The following is a 23,846-nucleotide window of genomic DNA, read 5'->3' as shown; positions in this document are numbered from 1 at the left end:
GGTTGCTCGCCATGAACCCTGTGATCGGACTGTCCCTCGGCCGGATCGCGGTCGGGGCGGTCGCCCTGGCCAGCCCCGAGACCGCCGCCCGCATGTTCCAGCTCGACACCGCGGCCAACCCCCAGGTGTCGTACGTCGCCCGGCTCTTCGGTTCGCGCGAGGTCGCCCTCGGGCTGGTCACCCTCGTCTCCCGGGGCCGGGCCCAGAAGGGCCTGATCGGGCTGGGCATCCTGGTCGACGCCGCGGACGCCGGCACCGGCTACCTCGCGATGCAGGACGGCACCGTCAGCCGGAAGACCGCGATGACCCTGATCGGCCCCGCCGGTGGTGCGATCGCCGCCGGGCTCGTCGCGCTGGTCCGCCGCCGCTGACCCGCGTCGCCACGCCCGTCAGCTGCCCAGCAGGAACGCCACGAGGGCGACCAGCCCCACGACGACGATCGTGACCCGCAGGGCGGTGCCGGGCAGCCGGCGGCCGACCGTGGCGCCGAGCTGCCCGCCGATGACGGAGCCGATGCCGATCATCAGCACCACCCACCAGTCGACGTCCGCGACGAGCGCGAAGATCAGCCCGGCGACGGCGTTGACGAGGGCGGCCAGCACGTTCTTGACCGCATTGAGGCGCTGCAGCGGCTCGTCCAGGCCGGTCCCCATCACGGCCATCAGCAGGACCCCCTGCGCAGCGCCGAAGTAGCCGCCGTACACGCCGGTCAGCAGCACGCCGGGCCACACCCACCAGGTGCCGTGGTGCGGCATGCCCCCCAGCGCCTCGTGCCGCCGCGCGACCCAGGCCGAGATCCGGGGCTGGAGCACGACGAGGACCAGGCCGAGCACGATGAGGACGGGCACGATCGCCTCGAAGGCGCCCGCCGGCAGGACGAGGAGCAGCACCGCGCCGACCGTGCCGCCGACCAGCGACGCCACGCCGAGCCGCAGCACCCGGGAGCGCTGGCCGGACAGCTCGCGGCGGTAGCCCACGGCCCCGGAGACCGAGCCCGGCACCAGCCCGATCGTGTTCGAGACGTTGGCCGTCACCGGGGGGATGCCGAACGCCAGCAGGGTCGGGAACGTGATCAGCGTTCCCGACCCCACGACGGTGTTGATGGTCCCGGCCGCGACCCCGGCGAGCAGGATCGCCACGACCTCGAGCGGGCTCACGTGGCGGGCGGCACCTCACCCGGGTCGACGGACGGGTCGGTGTCGTCGGGCGGCGTCGATCCCATGGCCTCCACGGCCTGCGACGCGCGACTGCTGCGACCCGGGTTGGCGGCGTTCTCCGCCTCCTTGATCGCCGCCTCGACCGCGGCGTTCGTCTCGGTCAAGGTGGCGTCGGACTTGGGTGCCGCCGGCTCGGAGGGGCCCATGTCGACCCGCTTGAGGGGCCCGGCGACCTCCTGCGGGATCCCCTGCAGGCTGTTCATCGTCGAGCCGAGGCCCTCGAGCGCCTTCCCGATCTCGCTCGGGACGATCCAGACCTTGTTGGCGTCGCCCTCCGCGATCTTCGGCATCATCTGGAGGTACTGGTAGGCCAGCAGGGACTGGTCGGGCTGGCCGTCGTGGATGGCCTGGAAGACGGTCTGGATCGCCTGGCCCTCGCCCTGGGCGCGCAGGATCTGCGACTCCCGGTCGGCCTGGGCGCGCAGGATCTGCGACTCCCGGTCACCCTCAGCGTTGAGGATCGACGACTGCTTGGCACCCTCGGCGGTCAGGATCGCGGCCTGGCGAGAGCCCTCGGCGGTGAGGATGACGGCGCGCTTCTCGCGGTCCGCGCGCATCTGCTTCTCCATCGAGTCCTTGATCGACGGCGGCGGGTCGATGCCCTTGAGCTCGACCCGGTTGACCCGGATCCCCCACTTGCCGGTGGCCTCGTCGAGGACGCCGCGCAGGCCGGAGTTGATCTGGTCGCGGCTGGTCAGCGTCTCCTCCAGGTCCATGCCGCCGACGATGTTGCGCAGGGTGGTCATCGTGAGCTGCTCGATCGCCTGGATGTAGTTGGCGATCTCGTAGGTCGCGGCGATCGGGTCGGTGACCTGGAAGTAGATGACGGTGTCGATCGACACCACCAGGTTGTCCTCGGTGATCACCGGCTGCGGCGGGAAGCTCACGACCTGCTCGCGCAGGTCGATGATGTAGCGCACCCGGTCCACGAAGGGCACCACGATGTTGAGCCCGGCGGGCAGGGTCTTGAGGTACTTGCCGAAGCGCTCCACCACGCCGGCGCGGGCCTGCGGGATGATCCGCACGGTCTTGGCCAGCAGCACGATCACGAAGATCAGCAGGAGCAGCAGGACGATCAGGATCGCCAGGGGCACGGAACTCTCCATTCACCTCACCATTTCCGAGTCAGTCCCCGCCGAGCTCGGGGACCGGGTGGACGTACGCCGTGGCGCCGCGGATCTCGAAGACCTCCACGGTCGTCCCGGGCTCGATCGTGACGTGCTCGTCGTACGGCGCGGCGGACCAGGTCTCCCCCGCGAGCTGGACCTGCCCGACCTCGAGGCCGGTGATCCGCCGCGTCACCACGGCCCGCTGGCCGATGAGCTTGCTGTGGCCGAGCCTGAGCTCGGGACCCTGGTGGAGCTTGGCGATCAGGCTGGGGCGGACCAGGGCCAGCATCGCGATCGAGGCGATGCCGGCGACCAGCACCTGGGCGACCACCGCGGCACCCAGCGCGGCGGTCAGGCCGCCCGCCAGCGCGCCGACCGCGAGCATGATGAGCACGAGGTCGAGGCTGACCAGCTCGGCGGCGCCGAGCACGGCGGCGAGGCCGAGCCATGCGGCCCAGGCGTTCTCGCTCAGCCAATCCATGGATCGACCCTAGCCGCTGCTCCGCAGCCGACCGGTCAGCGGTGCCGGGTGCGCCGCCGCGCGCTCCAGCGACCGTCCTCGTGGCCCAGCAGCAACGGCATCCCGAACGTCGCCGCCAGGTGGTCCTCGGTCAGCACCTCGCCGACCGGTCCGGCTGCCACCACCTGTCCCGACCGCAGCAGCAGCGCATGGGTGAAGCCGGGCGGGATCTCCTCGACGTGGTGGGAGACCAGGACGGTCGCCGGGGAGCCCGGGTCCGCCGCCAGCACCGACAGGGTCGACACCAGGTCCTCCCGGCCGCCGAGGTCCAGGCCCGCGGCGGGCTCGTCGAGCAGCAGCAGCTCGGGGTCGGCCATCAGCGCCCGGGCGATCTGCACCCGCTTGCGCTCGCCCTCGCTGAGGGTGCCGAAGGTGCGGTCCGCGAGGTGGGCGGCACCGACCTCGGTGAGCAGCTGGCTCGCGCGGTCGTGGTCGAGCCCGTCGTACGCCTCCCGCCAGCGGCCGACGACGGCGTACGACGCCGACACCACCACGTCGTGCACCCGCTCACCGCGCGGGATCCGCTCGGCCAGGGCCGCGCTGGTCAGGCCGATCCGCGGACGCAGCTCGAAGACGTCGACCGTCCCGAGGACCTCGTCGAGGATGCCGGCCACCCCCGCCGTGGGATGGATCTGCGCCGAGGCGACCTGCAGCAGCGTCGTCTTGCCCGCCCCGTTGGGACCCAGCACCACCCAGCGGTCGTCCTCCTCCACGCGCCACGAGACGCGGTCGAGGAGCGTCGCCTCGCCGCGCCGGACGGTCACCTCGGCGAAGTCCAGCACGGCGGTCATGGCGTCACCCTAGCGAGAGGTGCCTGACCTCCCGACCGGTGCTCACCGCGTATCCTCGACGGCCGTGACGACCCACCTGCCGCCCGCCGCACGGCTCGCGTGGTGGGGCACGGCGTGGCTGCGCGGTGATGTCGTCACCGACCTCGTCGTCGACGCGGTGGTCGGCGACGACGCCACCCACGTCGTCGCCGGGCTCCCCGGCGTGACCGGGACCGTCGGCCTGGTCGAGGGCCTGGCCCAGCTGCGTCGCCGGGGCGCCACGGGCGTGGGCGCCGCCTTCCCCGCCGAGGGGGATCCTGTGGGCCTGGGTGGCCCGCGGGACTTCAACACCGAGGCGCTCGGGGCCGGGGAGGCCGTGGTCGCGATCGGCGCCGGGATCGGCCTGGTGCCGGCCCGGACCGGCGCAGCCGTGGCCTGGGTGGCGACGCCGGCCGAGCGTCGGCAGCTCCCCGACGTCGGCGAGGCGGACCGGGCGTTGCGCGTCGCGCTGGTGCAGTCCGCACAGGCACTCGCGGACCTCGACGTCGCGCGGTGGCGGCCCGAGGTCGCCGACCGGCTGATGGACCTGCGTCACCGCGAGCCGCTCGCCGCGCCGGACGGCGTGCCGGCCCGCTGCGTCGACCTGGCCGCCCGCGGGCTGCAGGCGGTCGAGGTCGTGGCGCTCGCGCTGGAGGACGACGGCGCGGCCGTGTCGGCAGCACAGATGCAGGAGCGCCGCGCCGCGCTGGTCCCACTCGACCGCGCCGGCCGTGCCGCCCTGACCGCGGCCTGCTCGCCCGAGGTGTGGCCGCCGGACTGAGCGCATCCCACGGGCGGGATAGCCTCCCGGGTGTCATGACTCCACCCAAGCCCGAGACGCTCCTCATCACCCTCACCGGCCGCGACCGGCCGGGCGTGACCTCGTCGGTCTTCGGGGCGCTCTCCGGCGCCGGCGTCGAGGTGCTCGACATCGAGCAGATCGTGCTGCGCGGCCGGTTGATCCTGGGCGTCCTGGTGACCGCGCCCCGCAACCTGCGCCGCGTGACCGAGGCGGTGCAGACGACGGCGGCCGAGCTCGGCATGAGCGTGGACCTGGAGACCGGCGCGGGCGACAACAGGGCCCGGGCGTCGGGGCGCTCCCACGTGACCGTCATCGGGGCGCCGCTGCGGGCCGCCGCCATGAGCGCCGTGGCGGGTCGCATCGCGGACGCCGGCGCCAACATCGACCGGATCGAGCGGATGGCGCGCTACCCCGTCACCGCGATCGACCTGCACGTGAGCGGCGTCGACACCGAGACACTGCGCACGGTGCTGGCCGCCGAGGCCAGCCGTCAGTCCATCGACATCGCCGTGCAGCCGGCCAACCTGCTGCGCCGGGGCACCCGACTGATCGTCATGGACGTGGACTCGACGCTGATCCAGGGCGAGGTCATCGAGATGCTGGCCGCCCACGCGGGCTGCGAGGCCGAGGTCGCGGCCGTGACGGAGCGGGCGATGCGCGGCGAGCTGGACTTCGAGGAGTCGCTGCGCGAGCGGGTGGCACTCCTGGCGGGCGTGCCCGAGTCAGCGCTGGACGAGGTGTACGCCGACATCGTGCTCGCCCCCGGTGCGCGCACCATGGTCCGCACGCTGCGCCGGCTGGGCTACCGGTTCGCGATCGTCTCCGGAGGCTTCACCCAGATCACCGACCGTCTCGCGTCGGACCTCGGCATCCACTTCTCCCGCGCCAACGAGCTCGAGGTCGCCGACGGGCGGCTCACCGGTCGGATCGTGGGAGCGGTCGTCGACCGGGCCGGGAAGGCCGCCGCCCTGCGGGAGTTCGCCGCCGAGATCGGGGTCCCGGAGGCGGCCGTGATCGCGATCGGCGACGGCGCCAACGACCTCGACATGCTCAACGCGGCCGGCCTGGGCATCGCGTACAACGCCAAGCCCATCCTGCAGGACGCCGCCGACACCGCCGTCAACGTCCCCTACCTCGACACGATCGTCTACCTGCTCGGCATCTCCCGGGAGGAGATCGAGGCAGCGGACGCCGAGGTCGGCATCGTCACGCCGGCTCCCCCGGTCTGACGTCGTCTCGCGGCCCGGGTCAGCCGCGGCCGACGTGGTAGGCGAGCAGCCGGGCGGACCCGTCGACGAGGTCGGGCCACTCGCCGTCGTGGGCGAACACCGCGAGGGCGCTGGTCGGGAAGCCGGTCATCAGCTCGCGCTCCAGGCCGTCGGGCGCACCCCCGTCGCCGAGCAGCTGAGCCAGGTAGGCCATCGTCGGGTTGTGCCCGACCAGGACCAGCCGGCGGCTCTGCGGGTCGCTGCGCCGCACCAGGGCCAGGGCCGTCTCGGGCTCGGCCGCGTAGAGACCCCGGTCGAGCTCGGGGTCGAGGTCCCAGCCGCCCCCGGCGACCAGGGAGGCCCAGGTCTCCTGGGTCCTGCGCGCCGCCGACACCAGGGCGTGGTCGGGCACGAAGCCGCGTGCCGCGAGCCAGGCGCCGGCCTCGGCGGCGTCGGCGTGCCCGCGGTCGGCCAGGGCCCGCTCGAAGTCGGTCGGTCCGACCTGCTCGGCCTTGGCGTGCCGCATCACGACGATCAGGCGGGTGGGGTGCTCAGCCAGGTCCACCCGTCCACTCTGGCACGCCCACCGGCATCGGTGGTGCGGAGGTCAGGCGCCCATCGCGTGGAACCCGCCGTCGACGTGCACGATCTCGCCGCTCGTCGCCGGGAAGAAGTCGGAGAGCAGCGCGCACACCGCCTTCGCGGTCGGTTCCTGGTCGGTGTTGTCCCAGCCCAGCGGGGCCCGGGTGCTCCACAGCGCTTCGAGATCCTCGAAGCCGGGGATCGCCTTGGCCGCGAGCGTCTTCAGCGGGCCCGCCGAGACGAGGTTGACGCGGATGCCCTCGGGCCCCAGGTCGCGGGCCAGGTAGCGCGCGCAGGACTCCAGTCCGGCCTTGGCCACGCCCATCCAGTCGTACGCCGGCCAGGCGACCGACGCGTCGAAGGTGAGCCCGACCACGGAGCCGCCGTCGGTCATCAGCGGGCGGGCGGCCTGGGTCAGCGACATCAGGGAGTACGCCGACACCTGCACCGCCTGGGCGACGTCGGGCCACGGTCCGGTGAGGAACTTGCCGCCCAGCAGCGTCTCGGGGTTGCCGAAGGCGATCGAGTGCACGACGCCGTCCAGCCCGTCGACGTGCTCGCGCACCGCCGCCTCCAGCCCGGCGAGGTGGTCGTCGTCGGTGACGTCGAGCTCGAGCACGGGCGGCTCCACCGGGAGCCGCTTCGCGATCCGCCGGGTGATCCCCAGTGCCCGTCCGAAGTTCGAGATCAGCACGGTCGCGCCCTGTTCCTGGGCGACCTTCGCCGTCGCGAAGCCGATCGAGGAGTCCATGGTGACCCCGGCCACCAGGATCCGCTTGCCCTCGAGGATGCCTGCCATCTCAGTGCCCCATTCCCAGTCCACCGTCGACCGGGATGACGGCCCCGGTCACGTACGCCGCGCCGGGCCCGGTCAGCCACAGCACCGTCTCGGCGATCTCGTCGGGCTGCCCGTAGCGGCCCAGCGGCACCTGAGCCAGGATCGCCGCCTTCTGCTCGTCGCTGAGGACCCCGGTCATGTCGGTCTCGATGAAGCCCGGGGCGACGACGTTCGCGGTGATCGAGCGCGAGCCGAGCTCACGAGCGATCGAGCGGGCCAGGCCCACCAGGCCCGCCTTGGAGGCGGCGTAGTTGACCTGGCCGGCGGAGCCGAGGAGGCCGACCACCGAGGAGATCAGCACGATCCGGCCGCGGCGCATGCGGAGCATCCCCTTGGCCGCCCGCTTGGCCAGCCGGAAGGAGCCGGTCAGGTTCGTGTCGAGGACGCTCGACCAGTCGTCCTCCGACATGCGCAGCAGGAGCGTGTCGGCGGTGACGCCGGCGTTCGCGACGAGCACCTCCACGGGCCCGTGCGCCTCCTCGATGGTGGCGAACGCGGCCTCCACCTGCGCGGGGTCGGTGATGTCGCACCGCACGTCCAGGGCGCCCATCGGGGCACCGCCGCCGCGGGTGGTCACCGCCACCCGGTCGCCGTTGCGGACGAACGCCTCGGCGATGGCGCGGCCGATGCCGCGGTTGCCGCCGGTCACCAGGACCGATCTCGGCTCGGGCCCGGACTGCTGCTCGGTCTCCACTGCTGCGCTCACGTCACGCGACGCTAGCGACTACCGGCGGGTAGACCGAACGGGCGAGCACGCAAGACGGCACCTAGTCGTCCTCGAGCCGGAAGCCCACCTTCATGCCGACCTGGAAGTGCTCGACGGTCCCGTCCTTGATCTGGCCGCGCACCTGGGTGACCTCGAACCAGTCGAGGTGGCGCAGCGTGCGCGAGGCGCGCTCGATCCCGTTGCGGACGGCGGCGTCGATGCCCTCGGGGGACGTGCCGACGATCTCGGTGACGCGGTAGGTGCGGTTCGTCATGGGCCGAGACTAGTGGCCGTCCCGGACCTGGGGCGTTGGGTGCCCCGTCGTACGATGGAGCAATGGCCCGGGAGGTTCGACGCACGGGGGCCCGGCAGGGGTCCGACGAGGCGATCCGCATCACCACCGCCCCGGCGAACCGTCGGGACGAGATCGCGGGACGCCAGCGTCGCTACCTGATCTCGATGACGCTGCGATCGGTCTGCTTCGTCGGTGCGATCGTCGCCGCCCTGGCCGGGATCGGCTGGCTGTGGCCCATCCTCATCGCGGGCGCGCTCGTGCTGCCCTACGTCGCGGTCGTCATGGCCAACGCCGTCGCCTCCCAGTCCGACGGGTTCGACCTGGTGGACGCCCAGCACAGCCAGCGCGAGCTCGGGTCGGCGCAGAATTCGGGTCGATTTGTGTCCGACCCACCCTTGGACTGATCCCGTCCGCATGACACAATCGCCGCGCGAGCCGGGTCTCCCCCGTCCCGGTTCGCCGCGGTGCCGGACGGCTTCCCCCGTGGCTGTCCGGCACCGCTCCTCTCGTCCCGTCCGCACCCGACCGGCCCGGCCAGGAGGTGCTCGATGAGCCCCGGCGACGAGGTCGACACCGTCGACGAGTGCTCGGCGAAGGGGTGCCGGCGGCCGGCGGCCTGGGAGCTGCTGTGGAACAACCCGCGGCTGCACACCCCCGAGCGCCGCAAGACCTGGCTCGCGTGCGACGAGCACCGCCAGCAGCTCTCCGACTTCCTCGCGGCCCGGCAGTTCCTCAAGGACGTCGTCGCGCACTGAGTGCGGCCTGGGGGCCGGTGACGACCCGACCCGGTGCGGGGTCGCTGCCCCCGGTAGTCGCCGTCACAGGTTCACCATGGTCTGTTGGTGAACCCGCACCTCCCACCCTGGGCACACCGTGGGAAGTGCCGGCTCACCTGCATCCCCTGATGAAACAGCGCCGGACGGGTCGCCGCGGTCGCCGTCAGCCGCCGTCAGCCGCCGTCAGCCGCCGATGGCCGACATCGGCCGGTCCGGCTGGAGGAAGGTCGGGTCGTCGATGCCGTGGCCGGGCAGCTTGCCGCTCATCGCGACCACCCACCGGTCGGCGATCTCCGCGTCGGTGGCGCCCGCACGCAGCGCGGCCCGCAGGTCGGACTCGTCGCGGGCGAACAGGCAGTTGCGCACCTGACCGTCGGCCGTCAGCCGCACCCGGTCGCAGTCGCCGCAGAAGGGACGCGTGACGCTGGCGATGATCCCGACGGTCGCCGGTCCCCCGTCGACGAGGAAGAGCTCCGCAGGGGCGCTGCCGCGGGGCTCGGCCGCGGGGGTGAGCGTGAACTGCGCCGACAGTCGCTCCACGATCTCGTCGGCGGTCACCATGTCCGCGCGGCTCCACCCGTGCTGGGCGTCCAGCGGCATCTGCTCGATGAACCGCAGCGCGTACCCCTCCGCCACGGCCCACTGCAGCAGCTCGGGGGCCTGGTCGTCGTTCACGCCGCGCATGAGGACCGCGTTGACCTTGACCGGGGCGACCCCGGCCTCCTCGGCGGCCGCCAGACCCCCGAGCACGTCGGCGAGCCGGTCGCGGCGGGTGATCTGGGTGAAGGTGTCACGGCGGACGGTGTCGAGGCTGACGTTGACCCGGTCGAGACCCGCCGCGGCGAGGGCGTGGGCGGTGCGGGCCAGTCCGAGCGCGTTGGTGGTGATCGACACCTCCACCGCCGGGTCGACGGCCTTGGTACGCCGCACGATGTCGGTGAGCCCGCGGCGCAGCAGCGGCTCCCCACCGGTGAAGCGCACCTCGCGCACCCCGAGCAGCTCGACCCCGATCCGGACGAGCCGGACCACCTCATCGTCGGTCAGCGTGCTCTTCGACGGCAGCCAGTCCAGCCCCTCGGCCGGCATGCAGTAGGTGCACCGCAGGTTGCACCGGTCGGTCAGCGACACCCGGAGGTCGGTGGCGACCCGGCCGTAGCGGTCGGCGAGCATCCTCGTCTGCATCCATGCAGTGTAGGTCGCTGCCGGGCGGCCGGTTAGCCTCGTGGGGTGCGGTCGTGGGCCTTCCTGCTGAGCCGACGGTGGGTGCTCTTCGCGCTCGTCGTCGTCCTGCTCTGCTACGCGACCTGGTGGCTGGGCCAGTGGCAGTTCCACCGGCTCGCTGACCGCAAGGCCAGCAACGCGGTCGTGCGCACCAACGAGGACCGAGCCCCCACCCCGGTCACCGAGGTGCTCGCCCGCGGTGAAGGTGTGGCGGCCTCGGACGAGTGGCGCCTGGTCACCGCCACCGGGGCGTACGCCGCCGACGACACCGTGATCGTGCGCTACCGCACCCGCGACGGCCGGTCCGGGGTCGACGCGGTCGTGCCCCTGGTCACCGCCGACGGGACGGCGCTCCTGGTCGATCGCGGCTGGCTGGCCACCGACAACCAGGGCGCCGATGCCGGCGACGTGCCGTCCCCACCCGGCGGCGAGGTCACGGTGGAGGGCTGGGTCCGTGCGGACGCGACCGGCGACAGCACCGCGGTCAGCGACGGCTCCACCCGGGCGATCTCGAGCGCCACGATCGGTCCGGCCCTGGGCCGGCCGGTCTTCGGCGGGTTCGTCGAGCTCAAGGCCGAGGACGGTCGGCCGGCCGACGGGCTGGAGCCGGTCGAGCTGCCCGAGCTCGACAACGGACCCCACTTCTTCTACGGGATCCAGTGGTGGTTCTTCGGGGTCCTCGCCGTGGTCGGGTTCTGCTACCTGGCCTTCGACGAGTGGCGCAGCCGCGCGACCGGCGCCGACTCGACCCGGGAGGAGGTCCTCGCGGATCGCAAGCGCAAGCGGGCCGCGAAGAACGCGAAGAAGCAGGCCGTGCGGGCGGCCTACCAGCGCGCCTACGAGGCGGAGCGGCGCGAGCGCGAGGAACGACAGGACGAGCGCAGCAGCTCCTGAGCCGCTCCCACGGGTCCGAGCGCTCGCGCCACCGCCGGGTCAGACGGGGGTGCGTTCGCCGGGGCTGCCGGTCTCCTGGAACTGCGTGCGGTAGAGGTCGGCGTAGAGCCCACCCTGGGCCAGCAGCTCGAGGTGGGTCCCCCGCTGGACGACCCGTCCCTGGTCGACCACGAGGATCTGGTCGGCCTCGCGCACCGTGGACAACCGGTGCGCGATGACCAGCGACGTCCGTCCGGCGAGCGCGTTGTCCAGCGCTCGCTGCACGGCGACCTCCGACTCGCTGTCGAGGTGGGCGGTGGCCTCGTCGAGCACGACGATCGCCGGCGCCTTCAGCAGCAGCCGGGCGATCGCCAGACGCTGCCGCTCACCGCCGGAGAGCCGGTAGCCCCGGTCGCCGACGACCGTGTCCAGGCCGTCGGGCAGGCTGCGGACCAGACCGGCGATCTGCGCCGCGTCGAGCGCCGCCCAGACCTCGTCGTCCGAGGCCCCGGGCCGGGCGTAGAGCAGGTTGCCGCGGATGGTGTCGTGGAACATGTGGGCGTCCTGGGTGACGTAGCCGACCACGTCCTCCAGCGACTGCAGCGTCACGTCGCGGACGTCGTGGCCGCCGACGCGCACCGCACCGGCGCCCACGTCGTACAACCGGGCGACCAGGTGGGTGACCGTGGTCTTCCCCGCGCCCGACGGACCGACCAGCGCGACCATCTGCCCGGGCTCGGCGGTGAAGGTGATGTCGGCCAGCACCTGGCCCGAGTCGCGGCTCTCGGTGCGGGCGATCGACTCCAGTGACGCGAGGGAGATCTCGTCGGCCCGCGGGTAGCCGAACGCGACGTGGTCGAACTCCAGCCGCGACGCGGTCGGCGGCAACGCGACGGCGTCGGGCCTCTCGACGATCAGCGACGGCAGGTCGAGCACCTCGAAGACCCGCTCGAAGCTGACGAGGGCGGTCATCACGTCGATGCGCACGTTCGAGAGGCCCTGCAGCGGGCCGAGCAGGCGCACGAGCAGCGTCGCGAGCGCCAGCACCGTGCCGAGCTCCAGTGCCCCGCTGATCACGAGGTGGCCGCCGACGCCGTACACGACCGCGGTCGCCAGTGCCGGCACCACGAGCATGGCCGCCATGAACACCCGCTGCACGAGCGAGATGCGGACGCCGAGGTCGCGGACCACCGACGCCTTCGAGGCGAAGACCCGGTCCTCCTCGTCGCGACGACCGAAGAGCTTGAGCAGCATCGCCCCACCGACGTTGAAGCGCTCGGTCATGGTGTTGCCCATGTCGGCGTTGCCGTTCATCTGGTCGCGCGTCAGCCCGGCCAGCCGGTTGCCGACCCAGCGCGAGCAGAGGTAGAGGATCGGGAAGAGCAGCAGGCACAGCAGGGTGATCTGCCAGCTCAGCACCAGCATCGCGATACCGACGACCACGACCGAGATCGCGTTGGACACCGTGCCCGACAAGGTGGTGGTGAAGGCGCGCTGCGCCCCGATCACGTCGTTGTTGAGTCGGGAGACGAGCGCACCGGTCTGGGTGCGGGTGAAGAACGCGAGCGACTGACGCTGGACGTGACCGAAGACCTCGGTCCGCAGGTCGTAGATCAGGCCCTCACCGATGCGGGACGAGAGGTAGCCCGTGAGCACCGACAGCAGCGCGTCGAAGATCGCGACCGCCGCCATCAGCAGCGCCAGCTCGGTCACAAGCTGCGCGTTGCCCGCCAGGATGCCGTTGTCGACCATGTTCTTGACCAGCAACGGCGACACGACCACGAGGCCGGCGTCCACCACGGTGAACGCGAGGAACAGCGCGATCAGCATCCGGTGCGGGGAGGCGTAGGCGATCACGCGGCGCAGCGTGCCGCGCGCGAGCTTCTGCTGAGCGGCGCTGCGGTCGGTGCGCAGCGAGCGGAACGCCGGTCCGATGCCCATCCCCGTGTGCGCCACTGGTCCTCCTCGTCCGGGGCCCGAGCCCCTCAGCCCCGCGTCATCAGCCCCGCGTCGTCAGCCCTGCATCAGCGCCGCCAGCTCCCGGAACCGCCGCGTCTGGGCCTCACGCTCCAGGCGCCGCTGGTCGTCCAGGCTGCGGTCGGCGGCGCCTTGGAGCAGCTCCTTGGTCTCGCGCACCGCCCCGGCCATCGGTGCGGTGAGGGCGGCGGTGAGGTCCGCGACCGCCGCCCCGAGCTGGTCGGCCGGTACGGCGGCCAGCGCGAGCCCGATGTCGACGGCCTCCGCGGCGCCCACCATGCGGGCGGTCGCGCAGATCTCCAACGCCCTGGCGTAGCCAACGCACTCGACCAGCGGCTTTGTTCCCGTCAGGTCCGGCACGAGCCCGAGGGCGGACTCCTTCATGCAGAACTGCGCGTCCTCGGCCGCCACCCGCAGGTCGCAGGACAGGGCGAGCTGGAAGCCGGCGCCGATCGCGTAACCCTGCACGGCCGCGATCGACACGAACCGCGGGTCGCGCAGGAAGGTGAAGCCGCGCTGGTAGGCGTCGATGGTCGTGGACAGCTCCTCGTCGGACAGCGACAGCAGACCCGCGACCGACTCCTCCCCCGACGTGTTGGTCGGATCGAGCATGGAGCGGTCGAGCCCGGCGGAGAAGGAGTGCCCGGATCCCTGCACCACGACGACCCGGACATCGCCCGGGATCTCCGCCCCGAGTGCGGCCAGTGCCCGCCACATCGTGGGTGTCTGTGCGTTGCGTACCTCGGGCCGGTGCAGCGTGATCGTGGCCACCGGCCCGTCCACGGCGTACCTCAGCCCGGCCTGCTCCAGGGTCTCTGCGTCCATGTCCGCAGGGTAGAGGGGCCGCTCAGGCGAGGGACACGAGGTCGGCGTACTCGGGGTTCCAGAGGTCCTCGACGCCGTCCGGGAGGATCAGCACGCGGTCGGGCTCGAGCGCCAGGACGGCGCCCTCGTCGTGGGTGACCAGCACGATCGCGCCCTCGTAGGTGCGGATCGCGGCGAGCACCTCCTCCCGCGAGGCCGGGTCGAGGTTGTTGGTGGGCTCGTCGAGGAGCAGGACGTTCGCGCTCGAGACGACCAGGCTGGCCAGCGCCAGCCGCGTCTTCTCACCGCCGGAGAGGACCTTGGCCGGCTTGTGGGCGTCCTCGCCGGAGAAGAGGAACGACCCGAGCACCGAGCGCGCCTCCGTGTCGGTCAGCTGCGGCGCGGCGCTCTGCATGTTCTCCAACACCGTCCGCTCGACGTCGAGCGTCTCGTGCTCCTGGGCGTAGTAGCCGAGCTTGAGGCCGTGGCCCGGCTCGACGCGGCCGGTGTCGGGCCGGTCGAGCCCGGCGAGGATCCGCAGCAGGGTGGTCTTGCCGGCACCGTTGAGCCCGAGGATGACCACCCGCGAGCCCTTGTCGATCGCCAGGTCGACGTCGGTGAAGACCTCCAAGGAGCCGTAGGACTTCGACAGCTCGTACGCCGTGAGCGGGGTCTTGCCGCAGGGCGCCGGCTTCGGGAACGCGATCTTGGCCACCCGGTCGGCCTGCCGCTCGCCCTCGACACCGGCGAGGAGCTTCTCGGCCCGCTTCAGCATCGACTGCGCCGCCTGCGCCTTGCTGGCCTTGGCGCGCATCTTGTTGGCCTGGTCGGTGAGCGTCCTCGCCTTGTTCTCGGCGTTCATGCGCTCGCGCTTGCGGCGCTTCTCGTCGGTCTCGCGCTGGCGCAGGTACGCCGTCCAGCCCATGTTGTAGACGTCGATCTCGGCCCGGTTGGCGTCCAGGTGGAGGACCTTGTTGACGGTCGCCTCCAGCAGCCCGGTGTCGTGGCTGATCACGATCAGGCCACCCTTGTGCGCCTTGAGGAACTCGCGCAGCCACACGATCGAGTCCGCGTCGAGATGGTTGGTGGGCTCGTCGAGGAGCAGCGTGTCGGCCCCGGAGAAGAGGATCCGGGCGAGCTCCACGCGCCGTCGCTGGCCTCCGGAGAGCGTCTTCAGGGGCTGGTGGAGGATGCGCTCCTCGATGCCCAGGCTCTGGGCGATCTGCGCCGCCTCGGCCTCGGCCGCGTAGCCGCCCCCGGCGTGCAGCTCCGCGTCGGCCCGCTCGTAGCGCCGCATCGCCCGCTCCCGCTCGGTCGGGTCCTCGCTGGCCATGTCCACCTCGGCGCGCCGCAGCCGGCGTACGGCGTCGTCGAGTCCGCGCGCGGACAGGATCCGGTCGCGGGCGAGGACCTCGGGGTCGCCCGTGCGCGGGTCCTGCGGCAGGTAGCCGACGTCGCCGGTGGCGTGCACGGTGCCGGAGGCGGGCAGCGCCTCGCCGGCCAGGATCTTGGTGAGGGTGGTCTTGCCGGCGCCGTTGCGGCCGACCAGACCCACCTTGTCGCCGGGGCCGACGCGGAAGCTGACGTCCTCCATGAGCAGACGCGCACCGGCCCGGACCTCGAGCTGGTGGGTGGTGATCATGAGGGCAGTAAGTCTAGATGTGGGTACGGTCCTGACTGACATCGGCGGCGACCTCCAGGAGAAGGCATGCGGTTCAACCCCAGGGCGCGGCTCGACACGGGCCGGATGGGCGACGCCGGGCGCTCGGGGGCGCGGATGGGTGGTGGCGGCGGCCTCCCCATCCCGGGCGGGCTCGCCGGGGGCGGCATCGGCGGGCTGATCGTCCTGGTGATCATCGTCGGCCTCACCATGTGGCTCGGCGGCGGCCTGCCGGGCGGGTCCTCCAGCGACGGCTACGACTCCAGCCGGATGTCGGACACCGGGCGCTACGACAGCTGCCAGACCGGCGCTGACGCCAACTCGTCTCCCGACTGTGCGCGGGTCGCCGTCGAGAACTCGCTGGTCGACTACTGGTCGGCGACGCTGCCGGACCAGTCGGACGCGACGTTCCGCCCCGAGCAGAAGGTCGAGACCTTCACCGGCGGCATCTCGACCGGCTGCGGCCAGGCCTCCTCCGACGTCGGCCCGTTCTACTGCCCGACCGACCAGACGATCTACCTGGACACGACCTTCTTCCAGGACGTGCTGCAGGGCCAGCTCCGCGGACCCAGCGGTGCCTTCGTCGAGCCGTACGTGCTGGCCCACGAGTTCGGGCACCACATCCAGAACCTGCTCGGCACCATGGGCCGGGTCAAGACGCAGCAGGGCCCGCACAGCGACAGCGTCAAGCTGGAGCTGCAGGCCGACTGCTACGCCGGCATGTGGGCGCGCTCGGCCACCACGACGAAGGACGCCCAGGGCGTCGTGCTCATCTCCGACCTGACCAAGCAGGACGTCCAGCAGGCCATCGACGCCGCCACCGCGGTCGGCGACGACCGGATCCAGCAGCAGTCCGGCGGCGGGGTGAACCCCGACTCGTGGACGCACGGGTCGTCGAAGGAGCGGGTCGCCTGGTTCCTCACCGGCTACCGCGCCGGCTCCCTCGCCGACTGCGACACCTTCGCCCCCGGCGCCGTCTGACCCCCGCCCGGCCCGGCGCCACGCCCCGCGGCCCACCTCCCGTCCCCAGCTTCCGGCCGGCGGGGGTCATCCCCACGTTTGGTCACCAACCGCACGATTTCGGGCCCACAGCATGCGGTTGGTGACCAAACCTGCATGTGGACGACGCCGAGGACCCCTCGAGTGGTTCGGGCGGCCCACCTCCCGTCCACAGCTTCCGGCCGCTGGGGGTCATCCCCACGATTGGTCACCAACCGCACGATTTCAGGCCATCAGCATGCGGTTGGTGACCAAACCTGCCTGTGGACGACACCCAGAACCCCTGGGGACACGTCCGCGCCGGGGAGGTCAGCTGTCGACCAGGGCCTCGATGTGCGGGAACTGCCGCTGGAGGGCGCGGAGGTGGGGGGCGACGGAGGGGTGGCGGTACTTGCCGGCCAGGGCGCCCTCGCCGCCGGCGACCCGGGCCAGCGCCCACTCGGCACGGTTGAGCACCGTGTAGACCGCGGTCACGCGGGCGCCGAGGGTGACCTCCGCGCGGGTGGCCAGGCCGTCGGGCAGACCCATCAGGTAGGCGTCGACGAGCGGTTCCAGCTCCTCGCGGGCCGCGAGGGCGAAGAAGCCGAGGTCGGAGCCGACCGGTCCGGTGCCCAGCATCGCCCAGTCGACAGCGACCACCTCGTCGGCGTCGCGTCCGGGAAGGTTGGCCGGCACGGCATCGCCGTGCACCGGCACCTGCACCAGGGCGTCGGCGGCGGAGAGCAGCTCGGCGCGGCGCGCCCAGAGCACGTCGGCGACGTCGGCGACGGTGGTCCGCGCCAGGGTCTTCCAGCCGCCGTGCCGCTCGACCCGCGCGACCCGGTCGCGCAGGTGGTTGCGTGCGAGCCACGGGGCGGGCGCCAGGTGGCAGCCGCCGAACCGGCCCAGGGCGTGCGCGACGAACAACCCGCTCGTCGCGGCGTCCTCCACCCACTCCTCGGTGATCGTGATGCCTTCGTCGTCCTCCTCGACGGCGGCCATCCCGGGCGCGCGGAGGCCGGGCGTGGCGACCACGACGCCGGCGGTCACCACGTCGGCGGGTCGGCGCCAGTAGGCGAAGTGGCGGGGTTCGGACAGCTCGGCGGGATCGCCCTCGACCGGTGCGGCGATCCGCTTGACGACCACGGCCTGGTCGCCGAGCACGGTGCGCCAGACACCGACCGTGGACCCGCCGGACCCGCGTGCGAGCAGGTGCCAGCCGGGCTGGGGCTGCCACATGGGGCAGACGCTAGTGCACGTCGCGCCTCCGGAACGCGACCTGACCCGCGACACTCAGGAGGACCGCGAGCACGCTCAGCGCGACGAACGGCGCCCACGCGAAGCTCTCGGCCGGCACCTTGGCGAGGTGCTCGAACGGCGACAGGTCCCGGAGCCACCGCGGCAGCCGCAGCACCTCACCGAACATCATCACCACCCACACCAGCAGCAGCCCGACCCAGGCCGCCCGCGCCGCCCGAGGCACCAGGCCGTGCAGCAGCCGGGCGAGTGCGCTGAGGACGAGGACCGCAGGCAGGTACGACGCCATGTCGAGGACCATCCGGCCCACGGCGCCTCCGTCGCCGGTGACCAGGGCGTAGCTCACGCCCAGGCCCAGCCCGGCCAGGAGCAGCACGACCACGGTGCCCGCGACGGTGATCACCACGTGCCCGCCCAACCACCGGGAGCGGGGCAGGGCGGTGGCCAGCAGCGGCTCGACCCGGCCCGCGTCCTCCTCGCCGGCGGGGCGCAGCGCCGAGGAGATGGCGTATCCACCCGCCAGGGCGGCGAGCATCGCGATCAGCATCGCGTAGAACGCGTCCACCACGCTGCCGCCGAGCGATCGGATCATCTCGTCGCTGAGGTTCGAGTCACCGACGAGCGCGTCGACGTCGTTCCCCATCACACCGAAGGACAGCCCCGCGACCGCCAGGCCGAACGCCCAGCCCAGGAACGCCGGCCGCTGGAGTCGCCAGGCGAGCCCGATCCCGCTGCGCAGCCCTCGCCCGGCGTGCACGGGACCGGGACGTGCAGCGAGCACCCCCGCGCCGAAGTCGCGCCGGTCGAAGACGGCGTACCCCGCAGCCGCCAGGGCGACGGCGCCCAGCGCCAGCAGCAGGGCCGGCCACCACCGCAGTCCCGAGAACGCGTGCATGCCCTGGTACCAGCCGATCGGCGACACCCAGCTCAGGGCCGGCGCGCTGACGTCTCCGATGGCGCGCAGCCCGTACGACAGCCCGATCACCGCCCCGGTGAGGCCGTAGGTCCCGCGCGCACTGCTGGTCAGCTGGGCCGCCACCAGCGTCGTGCCGGCGAAGAACCACCCGGACAGGGCGGCCCCGACGCCCAAGCCGACCGAGTCGGCCACCGCCAACCCGTAGCCGACCAGGCTGGCCGCGACCAACGCACCCACGACGAGGCTGGCCAGGGCCGCGTCGGCCAGGGCCGCCGTGGTCGTCGCGTAGCGCCCGACGGGCGCGGCGCGCAGCAGCTCGTCACGCCCGGTCTCCTCCTCGGTCCTGGTGTGCCGGCCGACGATGAGCATCGCCATCAGGCCGACGACGATCGCGCCGAACGCCGTCGCCTGCCACGCGACCTGGCCTCCCGTGGTGTTGAGGGCGCGTGCCGGGCCCGCCATGGCGATGAAGGCGGCGTTGCTCTCCATCCCGGCGGCCGCCCGGTCGAACTCGGCCTGGGTCGCGTAGAGCCCGTCGACGCTCCAGCCCTGACTCACGTACAAGATGGCGGTGCCGATCCCGAACGCCAGGTAGATCCAGCGATCGCGCCGGAGGAAGACGCGGAGGAAGGTGAGCGTCCCGGTCACCGGGACGCTCCGGGTCCGCTCGCGGCACCCGGCTCGGCGCGGTCGCCGTAGTGGCGCAGGAAGAGGTCCTCCAGGGTGGGCGGTTGCGTCGTGAGCGAGCGCACACCCGCTTCCTGCAGCGCGTCCAGGACGGCGTCGATGGCCGGGGTGTCCACCTCGAGGTGGACCCGGTGGCCGTCGACGTCGAGGTCATGGACTCCCGGCAGGTCGGCGAGCCGCGCCGCGGGACGCTCGAGCTCGGCGGAGATCGAGGTCCGGGTCAGGTGTCGCAGCTCGGCGAGGGTTCCCGACTCGACGACCGAGCCGGCCCGCATGATGCTGACCCGGTCACAGAGGTGCTCGACCTCGGCAAGGATGTGGCTGGACAGCAGCACCGTGTGGCCCTCGTCGCGGAACTCCTCGACGCACGTGCGGAACGTGGCCTCCATCAGCGGGTCGAGCCCCGAGGTCGGCTCGTCGAGCACCAGCAGCTCGACGTCGGACGCGAGGGCGGCGACCAGCGCCACCTTCTGCCGGTTGCCCTTGGAGTAGCTGCGTCCCTTCTTGGTCGGGTCCAGCTCGAACCGCTCGAGCAGCGCGGTCCTGCGCCGCTGGTCGATGCCGCCGCGCAGGCGGCCGAGCAGGTCGATGACCTCGCCACCGGTCAGGTTCGGCCAGAGGTTGACCTCCCCCGGGACGTACGCCAACCGACGGTGCAGCTGGGCCGCGTCCGTCCACGGGTCACCGCCGAAGAGCCGTACCTGCCCGGCGTCCTTGCGCAGGAGCCCGAGCAGCACGCGGATGGTGGTCGACTTGCCCGCGCCGTTCGGGCCGAGGAACCCGTGCACCTCGCCGGAGCTGGCTGTGAGGTCCAGTCCGTCGAGGGCGCGCACCGCGCCGAACGTCTTCACCAGGCCGCGGATCTCGATGACATCGCCGGTCACGCCTTCGACGGTAACCCCGGCGGACCGCAGCCGGGCAGTGGCGATCGGTGCAGCACCACGTGCCGGAGGTCCCTGTCCTCGACCACCGCGGTCAGGCTAGGTGCAGACGGCTGTCGACGGTGGGCGACGTCGGAGGCGTCGGCACGGAGCAGCGGAGACGTCACGCCACGAACGTGGGCGTGGTCGCCCGCAACCAAACGTCCCGGTCGCCGCGTCTCCCCCGGTGACGCCCGGACCGGCCGGGCCGACCACGAAGGACGGGACATGACTTCTCGGGTACTGACGGCCGTGCTCACCGCAGGCCTCGCCGCTGGACTCTCGGCGGGTGCCCTGACCGGGCTCACCACCTCGGCCAGCGCCTCGGACGGGACGGGCCCCACAGCTCGGGCCGCCCAGCCGCGTACGCACCTCACGCTGCGGTTCACCGGCTGCGACGGGTGCCACATCGGGCTCACGCAGGCCCTCGACGGTCGCCGCCACGTGTGGCAGGCGTCGGGTCGCACGGTCCGGCACGGGCGGGCCTCCTGGTCGATCCCGACCAGCCGGACCCATGGCCTCAGCATCACGGTGCTGGCACCGTGGGACGGTGGCGCCGGCTACGTCCCGACCGTCGTGTTCCGCTACGCCGGTGAGCACGTCGGCGACGTGGTCACCAACAGGGTGGCGAAGACCATGCGGAGGGCCTCCGCCTGCTGGGCCGGGACCGAGCAGGACTCCGCCACGTTGCGGATCACGGTCGTCCACGCGCGCTCCACGAACCCGCCCGGTGACCCGATCCGGACACCGCGGGCGTTCACCTCGACCACCCAGGCGTGGGAGACGCCGATGCAGCCCGCGTGGCACGGCATCTCCGGCACCCAGGACGCCACCTACTGCGGCTAGGCCGGTCCGGCGTTGTCGAGCTCGACGCGGGCCGAGCCCGCGGCGAGGACGGCCCGGTCCAGCACGCTCCGGCGCGGGTCCGGTACGGCGAGCCAGGGCCCGGTCACCCTGAGCGACCGTAGCCGCGGGTCGGCCAGCACCTCGTCGACCGCAGCGCGGTCACCGCCGGTGACGACGGGTCCTCGGAGGCCGTCGAGGATCCTCGCCGCGTGCTCGGCTGCCGCCTCGTAGGCCTGCCGCGCCTGGTTGGCGCGGCGCCGCGCGAACCGCTGCTGGCTCTGGCCGCCCGCCTTCGTGCGCCCCTGCACGTGCCGCTGACCGACCTTGCTCCCCACCACGGTCGTGCCGTGCAGCCGGGCGACCGCGAAGCCGCCCTTGCGCACCAGCAGCAGGCCCCAGTCCCCCGGGACCGTCACGGCACCGGCGAACGCGGCGGGGTCGGCGGCGCCGGCGTACTCCTGGTCGAACGGCAGGCGGGCCGAGAACGTGCTGCCGTCCGCCGCCTGACCGGTCAGGGCCCCGTCCTGCACCGAGAGCCTGGCCCCACCGTGGCTCGTGCGGAAGTTCTCCACCCACCGCTCGATCCGGTCGGCGGGCACCAGGACCGTCGGCATGCGGGCATCCTGTCAGGCTGCGGCGGGGAGGTTGTCAGGCTCTTCCGGACGTTGTCGGGTGTTGCAACCCCTGACAACGTCATGAATCCCCTGACAACCCCGGATGACCGCAGCTCCGCTGCGGACGACGGCTCAGACGTTGAAGCCCAGGGCCCGGAGCTGGTCGCGGCCGTCGTCGGTGATCTTGTCCGGGCCCCACGGAGGCATCCAGACCCAGTTGATGGCCACGTCGTTGACCAGGCCCTCGAGGGCGGTGTTGGTCTGGTCCTGGATCACGTCGGTGAGCGGGCAGGCCGCGGACGTGAGGGTCATGTCGATGACGACGTTGGTGCTCTCGTCGAGGTGCACGCCGTAGACGAGTCCCAGGTCGACGACGTTGATGCCGAGCTCGGGGTCGACCACGTCCTTCATGGCCTCGGTGACGTCGTCGACGGAGACCGTGGACACGCCACCGGCCGCCTGCGGCACCTCCGGCAGGTCACCGTGGTCGATCGGGTGGGTGTCAGCCATGGGTCTCCTCCAGGGATCGGGCCGTGGCGTCCTTCCAGGCCATCCACGACAGCAGCGCGCACTTCACGCGTGCGGGGAACTTCGCGACACCGGCGAACGCGATGCCGTCCTCCAGCACGTCCTCGTCCGGCTCGACGGTGCCCTTGCCCTGCATCAGGGTCAGGAACGTCTCGTGGATCGACATCGCCTCGTCCACGGGCTTGCCGATCACCAGGTCGGTCAGCACGGAGGCGGACGCCTGCGAGATCGAGCACCCGACGGCGTCGTACGACACGTCCGCGACCAGGCCGTCGGCGACGTGCACGCGCAGCGTCACCTCGTCGCCGCACGTGGGGTTGACGTGGTGCACCTCCGCCTCGAAGGGCTCCCGCAGGCCCGCGTGGTGGGGGTGCTTGTAGTGGTCCAGGATGATCTCCTGGTAGAGGCTGTCGAGGTCCTGGGTCATCGCCTCAGCCCAACTTGAAGTAGGAGCGGGTGTATTCCAGGGCGTCGACCAGGGCGTCGATCTCGGCCGGCGTCGTGTAGAGGTACGACGACATCCGGGTCGAGCTCTGCACGCCGAACCGCGCGTGGGCCGGCTTCGCGCAGTGGTGGCCCGCACGCACCGCGACGCCGCGGGAGTCGAGGACCTGGGCGACGTCGTGCGGGTGCACGCCGTCGATCTCGAACGAGATCGCGCCGCCGCGGTCGGCCGCGTCGAGCGGGCCGAGCACGGTCAGGCCGGGGACGGTGGCGAGTCCCTCCAGGGCGTAGGCCGTGATCGTCTGCTCGTGGCGGTGGATCGCGTCCATCCCGATGTGCGACAGGTAGTCGACCGCCGCGCCCAGGCCGACGGCCTCCGCGATCGGCGGGGTGCCGGCCTCGAACTTGTGCGGGATCGGCGCGTACGTCGACCGCTCCATGCGCACGGTCTCGATCATCTCGCCGCCGCCGAGGAACGGCGGCAGCTGGTCGAGCACCTCGCGGCGCCCCCAGAGCACGCCGATGCCCGTCGGTCCGACCACCTTGTGGCCGGTGAAGGCCAGCAGGTCCGCCCCGGAGGCGACCACGTCGACCGGCAGCTGCGGGGCGGCCTGCGACGCGTCGACGACGACGATCGCGCCGACCTCTTGGGCGCGCCGGGCGATCTCGGCGACCGGGTTGATCGTGCCGAGCATGTTCGACACCCAGGTCAGCGCGACGACCTTGGTCCGCTCGGTGATCAGCGTGTCGATGTCGGAGAGGTCGAGCCGGCCGTCGTCGGTGAGCCCGAACCAGCGCAGCGTGGCTCCGCGCCGCTCGGTCAGCAGCTGCCACGGCACGATGTTGGAGTGGTGCTCCATCTCGGTGATGACGACCTCGTCCCCCGGGCCGACCGCCAGGTCGCCCGTGGCCCAGGCCAGCGTGTTGGCGGCGAGGTTGAGCGCCTCGGAGGCGTTCTTGGTGAAGATCACCTCGTCACGGCTGGGTGCGCCGATGAACGCCGCCACCTTGTCGCGCGCCGCCTCGAACGCCTCCGAGGACTCCGCACCGAGCTGGTGCATCGCGCGGGCGACGTTCGCGTTGTGCCGCTCGAGGTGGTCGACCATCGTGTCGATGACGACCTGGGGCTTCTGCGAGGTGTTGGCGCTGTCGAGGTAGACCAGCGGCTGCCCACCGGCGAGGGTCCGCGACAGGATCGGGAAGTCGGCGCGGATCACCTCCAGCTCGGGGAGGAGTCCGGGCAGCTGCACGGTGGTCAT

The 23,846-nt window shown here is 72.5% G+C and carries 27 protein-coding genes; 8 read left to right on the top strand and 19 right to left on the bottom strand.

From position 1 onward, the window contains the following. Positions 1–11 precede the first annotated feature (11 nt). Entirely contained in the window at positions 12–371 is a 360-nt protein-coding gene (locus tag ACILRH_RS07115; protein WP_395691902.1) for a DUF4267 domain-containing protein, read from the top strand. A gap of 18 nt (positions 372–389) precedes the next feature. Here ACILRH_RS07115 and ACILRH_RS07110 read toward each other — a convergent pair whose 3' ends face one another. The 4 genes from ACILRH_RS07110 to ACILRH_RS07095 are packed head-to-tail and all read right to left on the bottom strand — an operon-like array spanning position 390 to position 3,637. After that, on the bottom strand, positions 390–1,157 hold the full coding sequence (locus ACILRH_RS07110; RefSeq protein ID WP_395691901.1) for a sulfite exporter TauE/SafE family protein: 768 nt from the start codon (positions 1,155–1,157) through the stop codon (positions 390–392). Continuing rightward, positions 1,154–2,323, bottom strand: a complete 1,170-nt coding sequence (locus tag ACILRH_RS07105; protein WP_395691899.1) for an SPFH domain-containing protein — start codon at positions 2,321–2,323, stop codon at positions 1,154–1,156. Before ACILRH_RS07105 ends, ACILRH_RS07110 begins: the two co-directional genes overlap by 4 nt. 19 nt (positions 2,324–2,342) lie before the next feature. Next, positions 2,343–2,807 (bottom strand): NfeD family protein, encoded by a 465-nt coding sequence (locus ACILRH_RS07100; protein ID WP_395691897.1) that lies wholly within the window; start codon positions 2,805–2,807, stop codon positions 2,343–2,345. Between the two features lie 35 nt (positions 2,808–2,842). Continuing rightward, on the bottom strand, positions 2,843–3,637 hold the full coding sequence (locus ACILRH_RS07095) for an ABC transporter ATP-binding protein (protein ID WP_395691895.1): 795 nt from the start codon (positions 3,635–3,637) through the stop codon (positions 2,843–2,845). A 64-nt stretch (positions 3,638–3,701) separates the two neighbouring features. Between ACILRH_RS07095 and ACILRH_RS07090 the strand changes: the two genes are divergently transcribed. Then, positions 3,702–4,436: a hypothetical protein gene (locus tag ACILRH_RS07090; protein ID WP_395691894.1), complete on the top strand. Its 735-nt coding sequence runs from the start codon at positions 3,702–3,704 to the stop codon at positions 4,434–4,436. Positions 4,437–4,471: 35 nt separating this feature from the next. Continuing rightward, a complete protein-coding gene (gene serB / locus ACILRH_RS07085; RefSeq protein WP_395691892.1) occupies positions 4,472–5,686 on the top strand; it encodes a phosphoserine phosphatase SerB in 1,215 nt (404 codons plus the stop codon). Between the two features lie 19 nt (positions 5,687–5,705). Here the strand turns inward: serB and ACILRH_RS07080 are convergent, their stop codons facing one another. The 4 genes from ACILRH_RS07080 to ACILRH_RS07065 form a co-directional block, all read right to left on the bottom strand. Continuing rightward, positions 5,706–6,230: a SixA phosphatase family protein gene (locus ACILRH_RS07080; protein ID WP_395691890.1), complete on the bottom strand. Its 525-nt coding sequence runs from the start codon at positions 6,228–6,230 to the stop codon at positions 5,706–5,708. Positions 6,231–6,272: 42 nt separating this feature from the next. Continuing rightward, on the bottom strand, positions 6,273–7,046 hold the full coding sequence (gene fabI, locus ACILRH_RS07075) for an enoyl-ACP reductase FabI (RefSeq protein WP_395691888.1): 774 nt from the start codon (positions 7,044–7,046) through the stop codon (positions 6,273–6,275). Between the two features lies 1 nt (position 7,047). Then, positions 7,048–7,791: a 3-oxoacyl-ACP reductase FabG gene (gene fabG, locus ACILRH_RS07070; RefSeq protein WP_395691887.1), complete on the bottom strand. Its 744-nt coding sequence runs from the start codon at positions 7,789–7,791 to the stop codon at positions 7,048–7,050. Positions 7,792–7,852: 61 nt separating this feature from the next. Next, entirely contained in the window at positions 7,853–8,065 is a 213-nt protein-coding gene (locus tag ACILRH_RS07065; protein ID WP_395691885.1) for a dodecin, read from the bottom strand. Positions 8,066–8,127: 62 nt separating this feature from the next. On the opposite strand from ACILRH_RS07065, the gene ACILRH_RS07060 reads away from it, so the two are divergent. Further along, complete coding sequence (locus ACILRH_RS07060) at positions 8,128–8,490, top strand: DUF3099 domain-containing protein (RefSeq protein WP_395691883.1); 363 nt, start codon at positions 8,128–8,130, stop codon at positions 8,488–8,490. 144 nt (positions 8,491–8,634) lie between these two features. Continuing rightward, on the top strand, positions 8,635–8,841 hold the full coding sequence (locus ACILRH_RS07055; RefSeq protein ID WP_395691881.1) for an acetone carboxylase: 207 nt from the start codon (positions 8,635–8,637) through the stop codon (positions 8,839–8,841). Between the two features lie 204 nt (positions 8,842–9,045). Here the strand turns inward: ACILRH_RS07055 and moaA are convergent, their stop codons facing one another. Then, positions 9,046–10,044 carry a GTP 3',8-cyclase MoaA gene (gene moaA, locus ACILRH_RS07050; protein ID WP_395691880.1) on the bottom strand — a complete coding sequence of 333 codons (999 nt, stop codon included), beginning with the start codon at positions 10,042–10,044 and terminating at the stop codon, positions 9,046–9,048. A 45-nt stretch (positions 10,045–10,089) separates the two neighbouring features. Here moaA and ACILRH_RS07045 point away from each other — a divergent pair, with 45 nt between their 5' ends. Next, positions 10,090–10,977 (top strand): SURF1 family protein, encoded by an 888-nt coding sequence (locus tag ACILRH_RS07045; protein WP_395691878.1) that lies wholly within the window; start codon positions 10,090–10,092, stop codon positions 10,975–10,977. Positions 10,978–11,016: 39 nt separating this feature from the next. Here the strand turns inward: ACILRH_RS07045 and ACILRH_RS07040 are convergent, their stop codons facing one another. The 3 genes from ACILRH_RS07040 to ACILRH_RS07030 all read right to left on the bottom strand — a co-directional run bounded on the left by ACILRH_RS07040 (position 11,017) and on the right by ACILRH_RS07030 (position 15,379). Continuing rightward, a complete protein-coding gene (locus ACILRH_RS07040; RefSeq protein WP_395692092.1) occupies positions 11,017–12,897 on the bottom strand; it encodes an ABC transporter ATP-binding protein in 1,881 nt (626 codons plus the stop codon). A gap of 72 nt (positions 12,898–12,969) precedes the next feature. After that, positions 12,970–13,758 (bottom strand): enoyl-CoA hydratase/isomerase family protein, encoded by a 789-nt coding sequence (locus ACILRH_RS07035; RefSeq protein WP_395691877.1) that lies wholly within the window; start codon positions 13,756–13,758, stop codon positions 12,970–12,972. A 22-nt stretch (positions 13,759–13,780) separates the two neighbouring features. Then, the gene (locus tag ACILRH_RS07030) at positions 13,781–15,379 is read right to left on the bottom strand and encodes an ABC-F family ATP-binding cassette domain-containing protein (RefSeq protein WP_395691875.1); all 1,599 of its coding nucleotides are present in this window, start codon (positions 15,377–15,379) and stop codon (positions 13,781–13,783) included. A 66-nt stretch (positions 15,380–15,445) separates the two neighbouring features. Between ACILRH_RS07030 and ACILRH_RS07025 the strand changes: the two genes are divergently transcribed. After that, positions 15,446–16,378, top strand: coding sequence for a neutral zinc metallopeptidase (locus tag ACILRH_RS07025; RefSeq protein WP_395691874.1), 933 nt, complete (start codon positions 15,446–15,448; stop codon positions 16,376–16,378). A gap of 327 nt (positions 16,379–16,705) precedes the next feature. On the opposite strand, the gene ACILRH_RS07020 is transcribed toward ACILRH_RS07025, so the two are convergent. The 3 genes from ACILRH_RS07020 to ACILRH_RS07010 are packed head-to-tail and all read right to left on the bottom strand — an operon-like array spanning position 16,706 to position 20,119. After that, positions 16,706–17,614: a phosphotransferase gene (locus ACILRH_RS07020; protein ID WP_395691872.1), complete on the bottom strand. Its 909-nt coding sequence runs from the start codon at positions 17,612–17,614 to the stop codon at positions 16,706–16,708. Between the two features lie 10 nt (positions 17,615–17,624). Continuing rightward, positions 17,625–19,196, bottom strand: coding sequence for an ABC transporter permease (locus ACILRH_RS07015; protein WP_395691870.1), 1,572 nt, complete (start codon positions 19,194–19,196; stop codon positions 17,625–17,627). Then, positions 19,193–20,119 (bottom strand): ATP-binding cassette domain-containing protein, encoded by a 927-nt coding sequence (locus ACILRH_RS07010; RefSeq protein ID WP_395691868.1) that lies wholly within the window; start codon positions 20,117–20,119, stop codon positions 19,193–19,195. Before ACILRH_RS07010 ends, ACILRH_RS07015 begins: the two co-directional genes overlap by 4 nt. A gap of 264 nt (positions 20,120–20,383) precedes the next feature. Here ACILRH_RS07010 and ACILRH_RS07005 point away from each other — a divergent pair, with 264 nt between their 5' ends. Continuing rightward, complete coding sequence (locus ACILRH_RS07005; protein ID WP_395691867.1) at positions 20,384–21,001, top strand: hypothetical protein; 618 nt, start codon at positions 20,384–20,386, stop codon at positions 20,999–21,001. Here ACILRH_RS07005 and ACILRH_RS07000 read toward each other — a convergent pair. From ACILRH_RS07000 to ACILRH_RS06985, 4 genes are all read right to left on the bottom strand, one after another. Beyond that, entirely contained in the window at positions 20,998–21,615 is a 618-nt protein-coding gene (locus ACILRH_RS07000; protein WP_395691865.1) for an acVLRF1 family peptidyl-tRNA hydrolase, read from the bottom strand. The genes ACILRH_RS07005 and ACILRH_RS07000 overlap by 4 nt on opposite strands. A 132-nt stretch (positions 21,616–21,747) precedes the next feature. Continuing rightward, a complete protein-coding gene (locus tag ACILRH_RS06995; protein ID WP_395691863.1) occupies positions 21,748–22,125 on the bottom strand; it encodes a metal-sulfur cluster assembly factor in 378 nt (125 codons plus the stop codon). Then, the gene (sufU, locus tag ACILRH_RS06990; RefSeq protein WP_395691862.1) at positions 22,118–22,570 is read right to left on the bottom strand and encodes a Fe-S cluster assembly sulfur transfer protein SufU; all 453 of its coding nucleotides are present in this window, start codon (positions 22,568–22,570) and stop codon (positions 22,118–22,120) included. The genes ACILRH_RS06995 and sufU overlap by 8 nt, the downstream gene beginning before the upstream one ends. A gap of 4 nt (positions 22,571–22,574) precedes the next feature. After that, positions 22,575–23,846, bottom strand: coding sequence for a cysteine desulfurase (locus ACILRH_RS06985; protein ID WP_395691860.1), 1,272 nt, complete (start codon positions 23,844–23,846; stop codon positions 22,575–22,577).

The organism is Nocardioides sp. (assembly GCF_044226765.1).
In the GTDB taxonomy this organism is placed as follows: domain Bacteria; phylum Actinomycetota; class Actinomycetes; order Propionibacteriales; family Nocardioidaceae; genus Nocardioides.
This window is presented reverse-complemented; position numbering and strand designations above follow the sequence as displayed.

What these genes read in the sequence shown, in the direction of transcription:
- ACILRH_RS07115 (WP_395691902.1), top strand. Translation starts at nt 12, where the DNA reads ATGAACCCTGTGATCGGACTGTCCCTCGGCCGGATCGCGGTCGGGGCG.
- ACILRH_RS07105 (WP_395691899.1), bottom strand. Translation starts at nt 2,323, where the DNA reads ATGGAGAGTTCCGTGCCCCTGGCGATCCTGATCGTCCTGCTGCTCCTG.
- ACILRH_RS07100 (WP_395691897.1), bottom strand. Translation starts at nt 2,807, where the DNA reads ATGGATTGGCTGAGCGAGAACGCCTGGGCCGCATGGCTCGGCCTCGCC.
- ACILRH_RS07095 (WP_395691895.1), bottom strand. Translation starts at nt 3,637, where the DNA reads ATGACCGCCGTGCTGGACTTCGCCGAGGTGACCGTCCGGCGCGGCGAG.
- serB (WP_395691892.1), top strand. Translation starts at nt 4,472, where the DNA reads ATGACTCCACCCAAGCCCGAGACGCTCCTCATCACCCTCACCGGCCGC.
- fabI (WP_395691888.1), bottom strand. Translation starts at nt 7,046, where the DNA reads ATGGCAGGCATCCTCGAGGGCAAGCGGATCCTGGTGGCCGGGGTCACC.
- ACILRH_RS07065 (WP_395691885.1), bottom strand. Translation starts at nt 8,065, where the DNA reads ATGACGAACCGCACCTACCGCGTCACCGAGATCGTCGGCACGTCCCCC.
- ACILRH_RS07060 (WP_395691883.1), top strand. Translation starts at nt 8,128, where the DNA reads ATGGCCCGGGAGGTTCGACGCACGGGGGCCCGGCAGGGGTCCGACGAG.
- ACILRH_RS07055 (WP_395691881.1), top strand. Translation starts at nt 8,635, where the DNA reads ATGAGCCCCGGCGACGAGGTCGACACCGTCGACGAGTGCTCGGCGAAG.
- moaA (WP_395691880.1), bottom strand. Translation starts at nt 10,044, where the DNA reads ATGCAGACGAGGATGCTCGCCGACCGCTACGGCCGGGTCGCCACCGAC.
- ACILRH_RS07040 (WP_395692092.1), bottom strand. Translation starts at nt 12,897, where the DNA reads ATGGGCATCGGACCGGCGTTCCGCTCGCTGCGCACCGACCGCAGCGCC.
- ACILRH_RS07035 (WP_395691877.1), bottom strand. Translation starts at nt 13,758, where the DNA reads ATGGACGCAGAGACCCTGGAGCAGGCCGGGCTGAGGTACGCCGTGGAC.
- ACILRH_RS07030 (WP_395691875.1), bottom strand. Translation starts at nt 15,379, where the DNA reads ATGATCACCACCCACCAGCTCGAGGTCCGGGCCGGTGCGCGTCTGCTC.
- ACILRH_RS07025 (WP_395691874.1), top strand. Translation starts at nt 15,446, where the DNA reads ATGCGGTTCAACCCCAGGGCGCGGCTCGACACGGGCCGGATGGGCGAC.
- ACILRH_RS07020 (WP_395691872.1), bottom strand. Translation starts at nt 17,614, where the DNA reads ATGTGGCAGCCCCAGCCCGGCTGGCACCTGCTCGCACGCGGGTCCGGC.
- ACILRH_RS07005 (WP_395691867.1), top strand. Translation starts at nt 20,384, where the DNA reads ATGACTTCTCGGGTACTGACGGCCGTGCTCACCGCAGGCCTCGCCGCT.
- ACILRH_RS07000 (WP_395691865.1), bottom strand. Translation starts at nt 21,615, where the DNA reads ATGCCGACGGTCCTGGTGCCCGCCGACCGGATCGAGCGGTGGGTGGAG.
- ACILRH_RS06995 (WP_395691863.1), bottom strand. Translation starts at nt 22,125, where the DNA reads ATGGCTGACACCCACCCGATCGACCACGGTGACCTGCCGGAGGTGCCG.
- sufU (WP_395691862.1), bottom strand. Translation starts at nt 22,570, where the DNA reads ATGACCCAGGACCTCGACAGCCTCTACCAGGAGATCATCCTGGACCAC.
- ACILRH_RS06985 (WP_395691860.1), bottom strand. Translation starts at nt 23,846, where the DNA reads ATGACCACCGTGCAGCTGCCCGGACTCCTCCCCGAGCTGGAGGTGATC.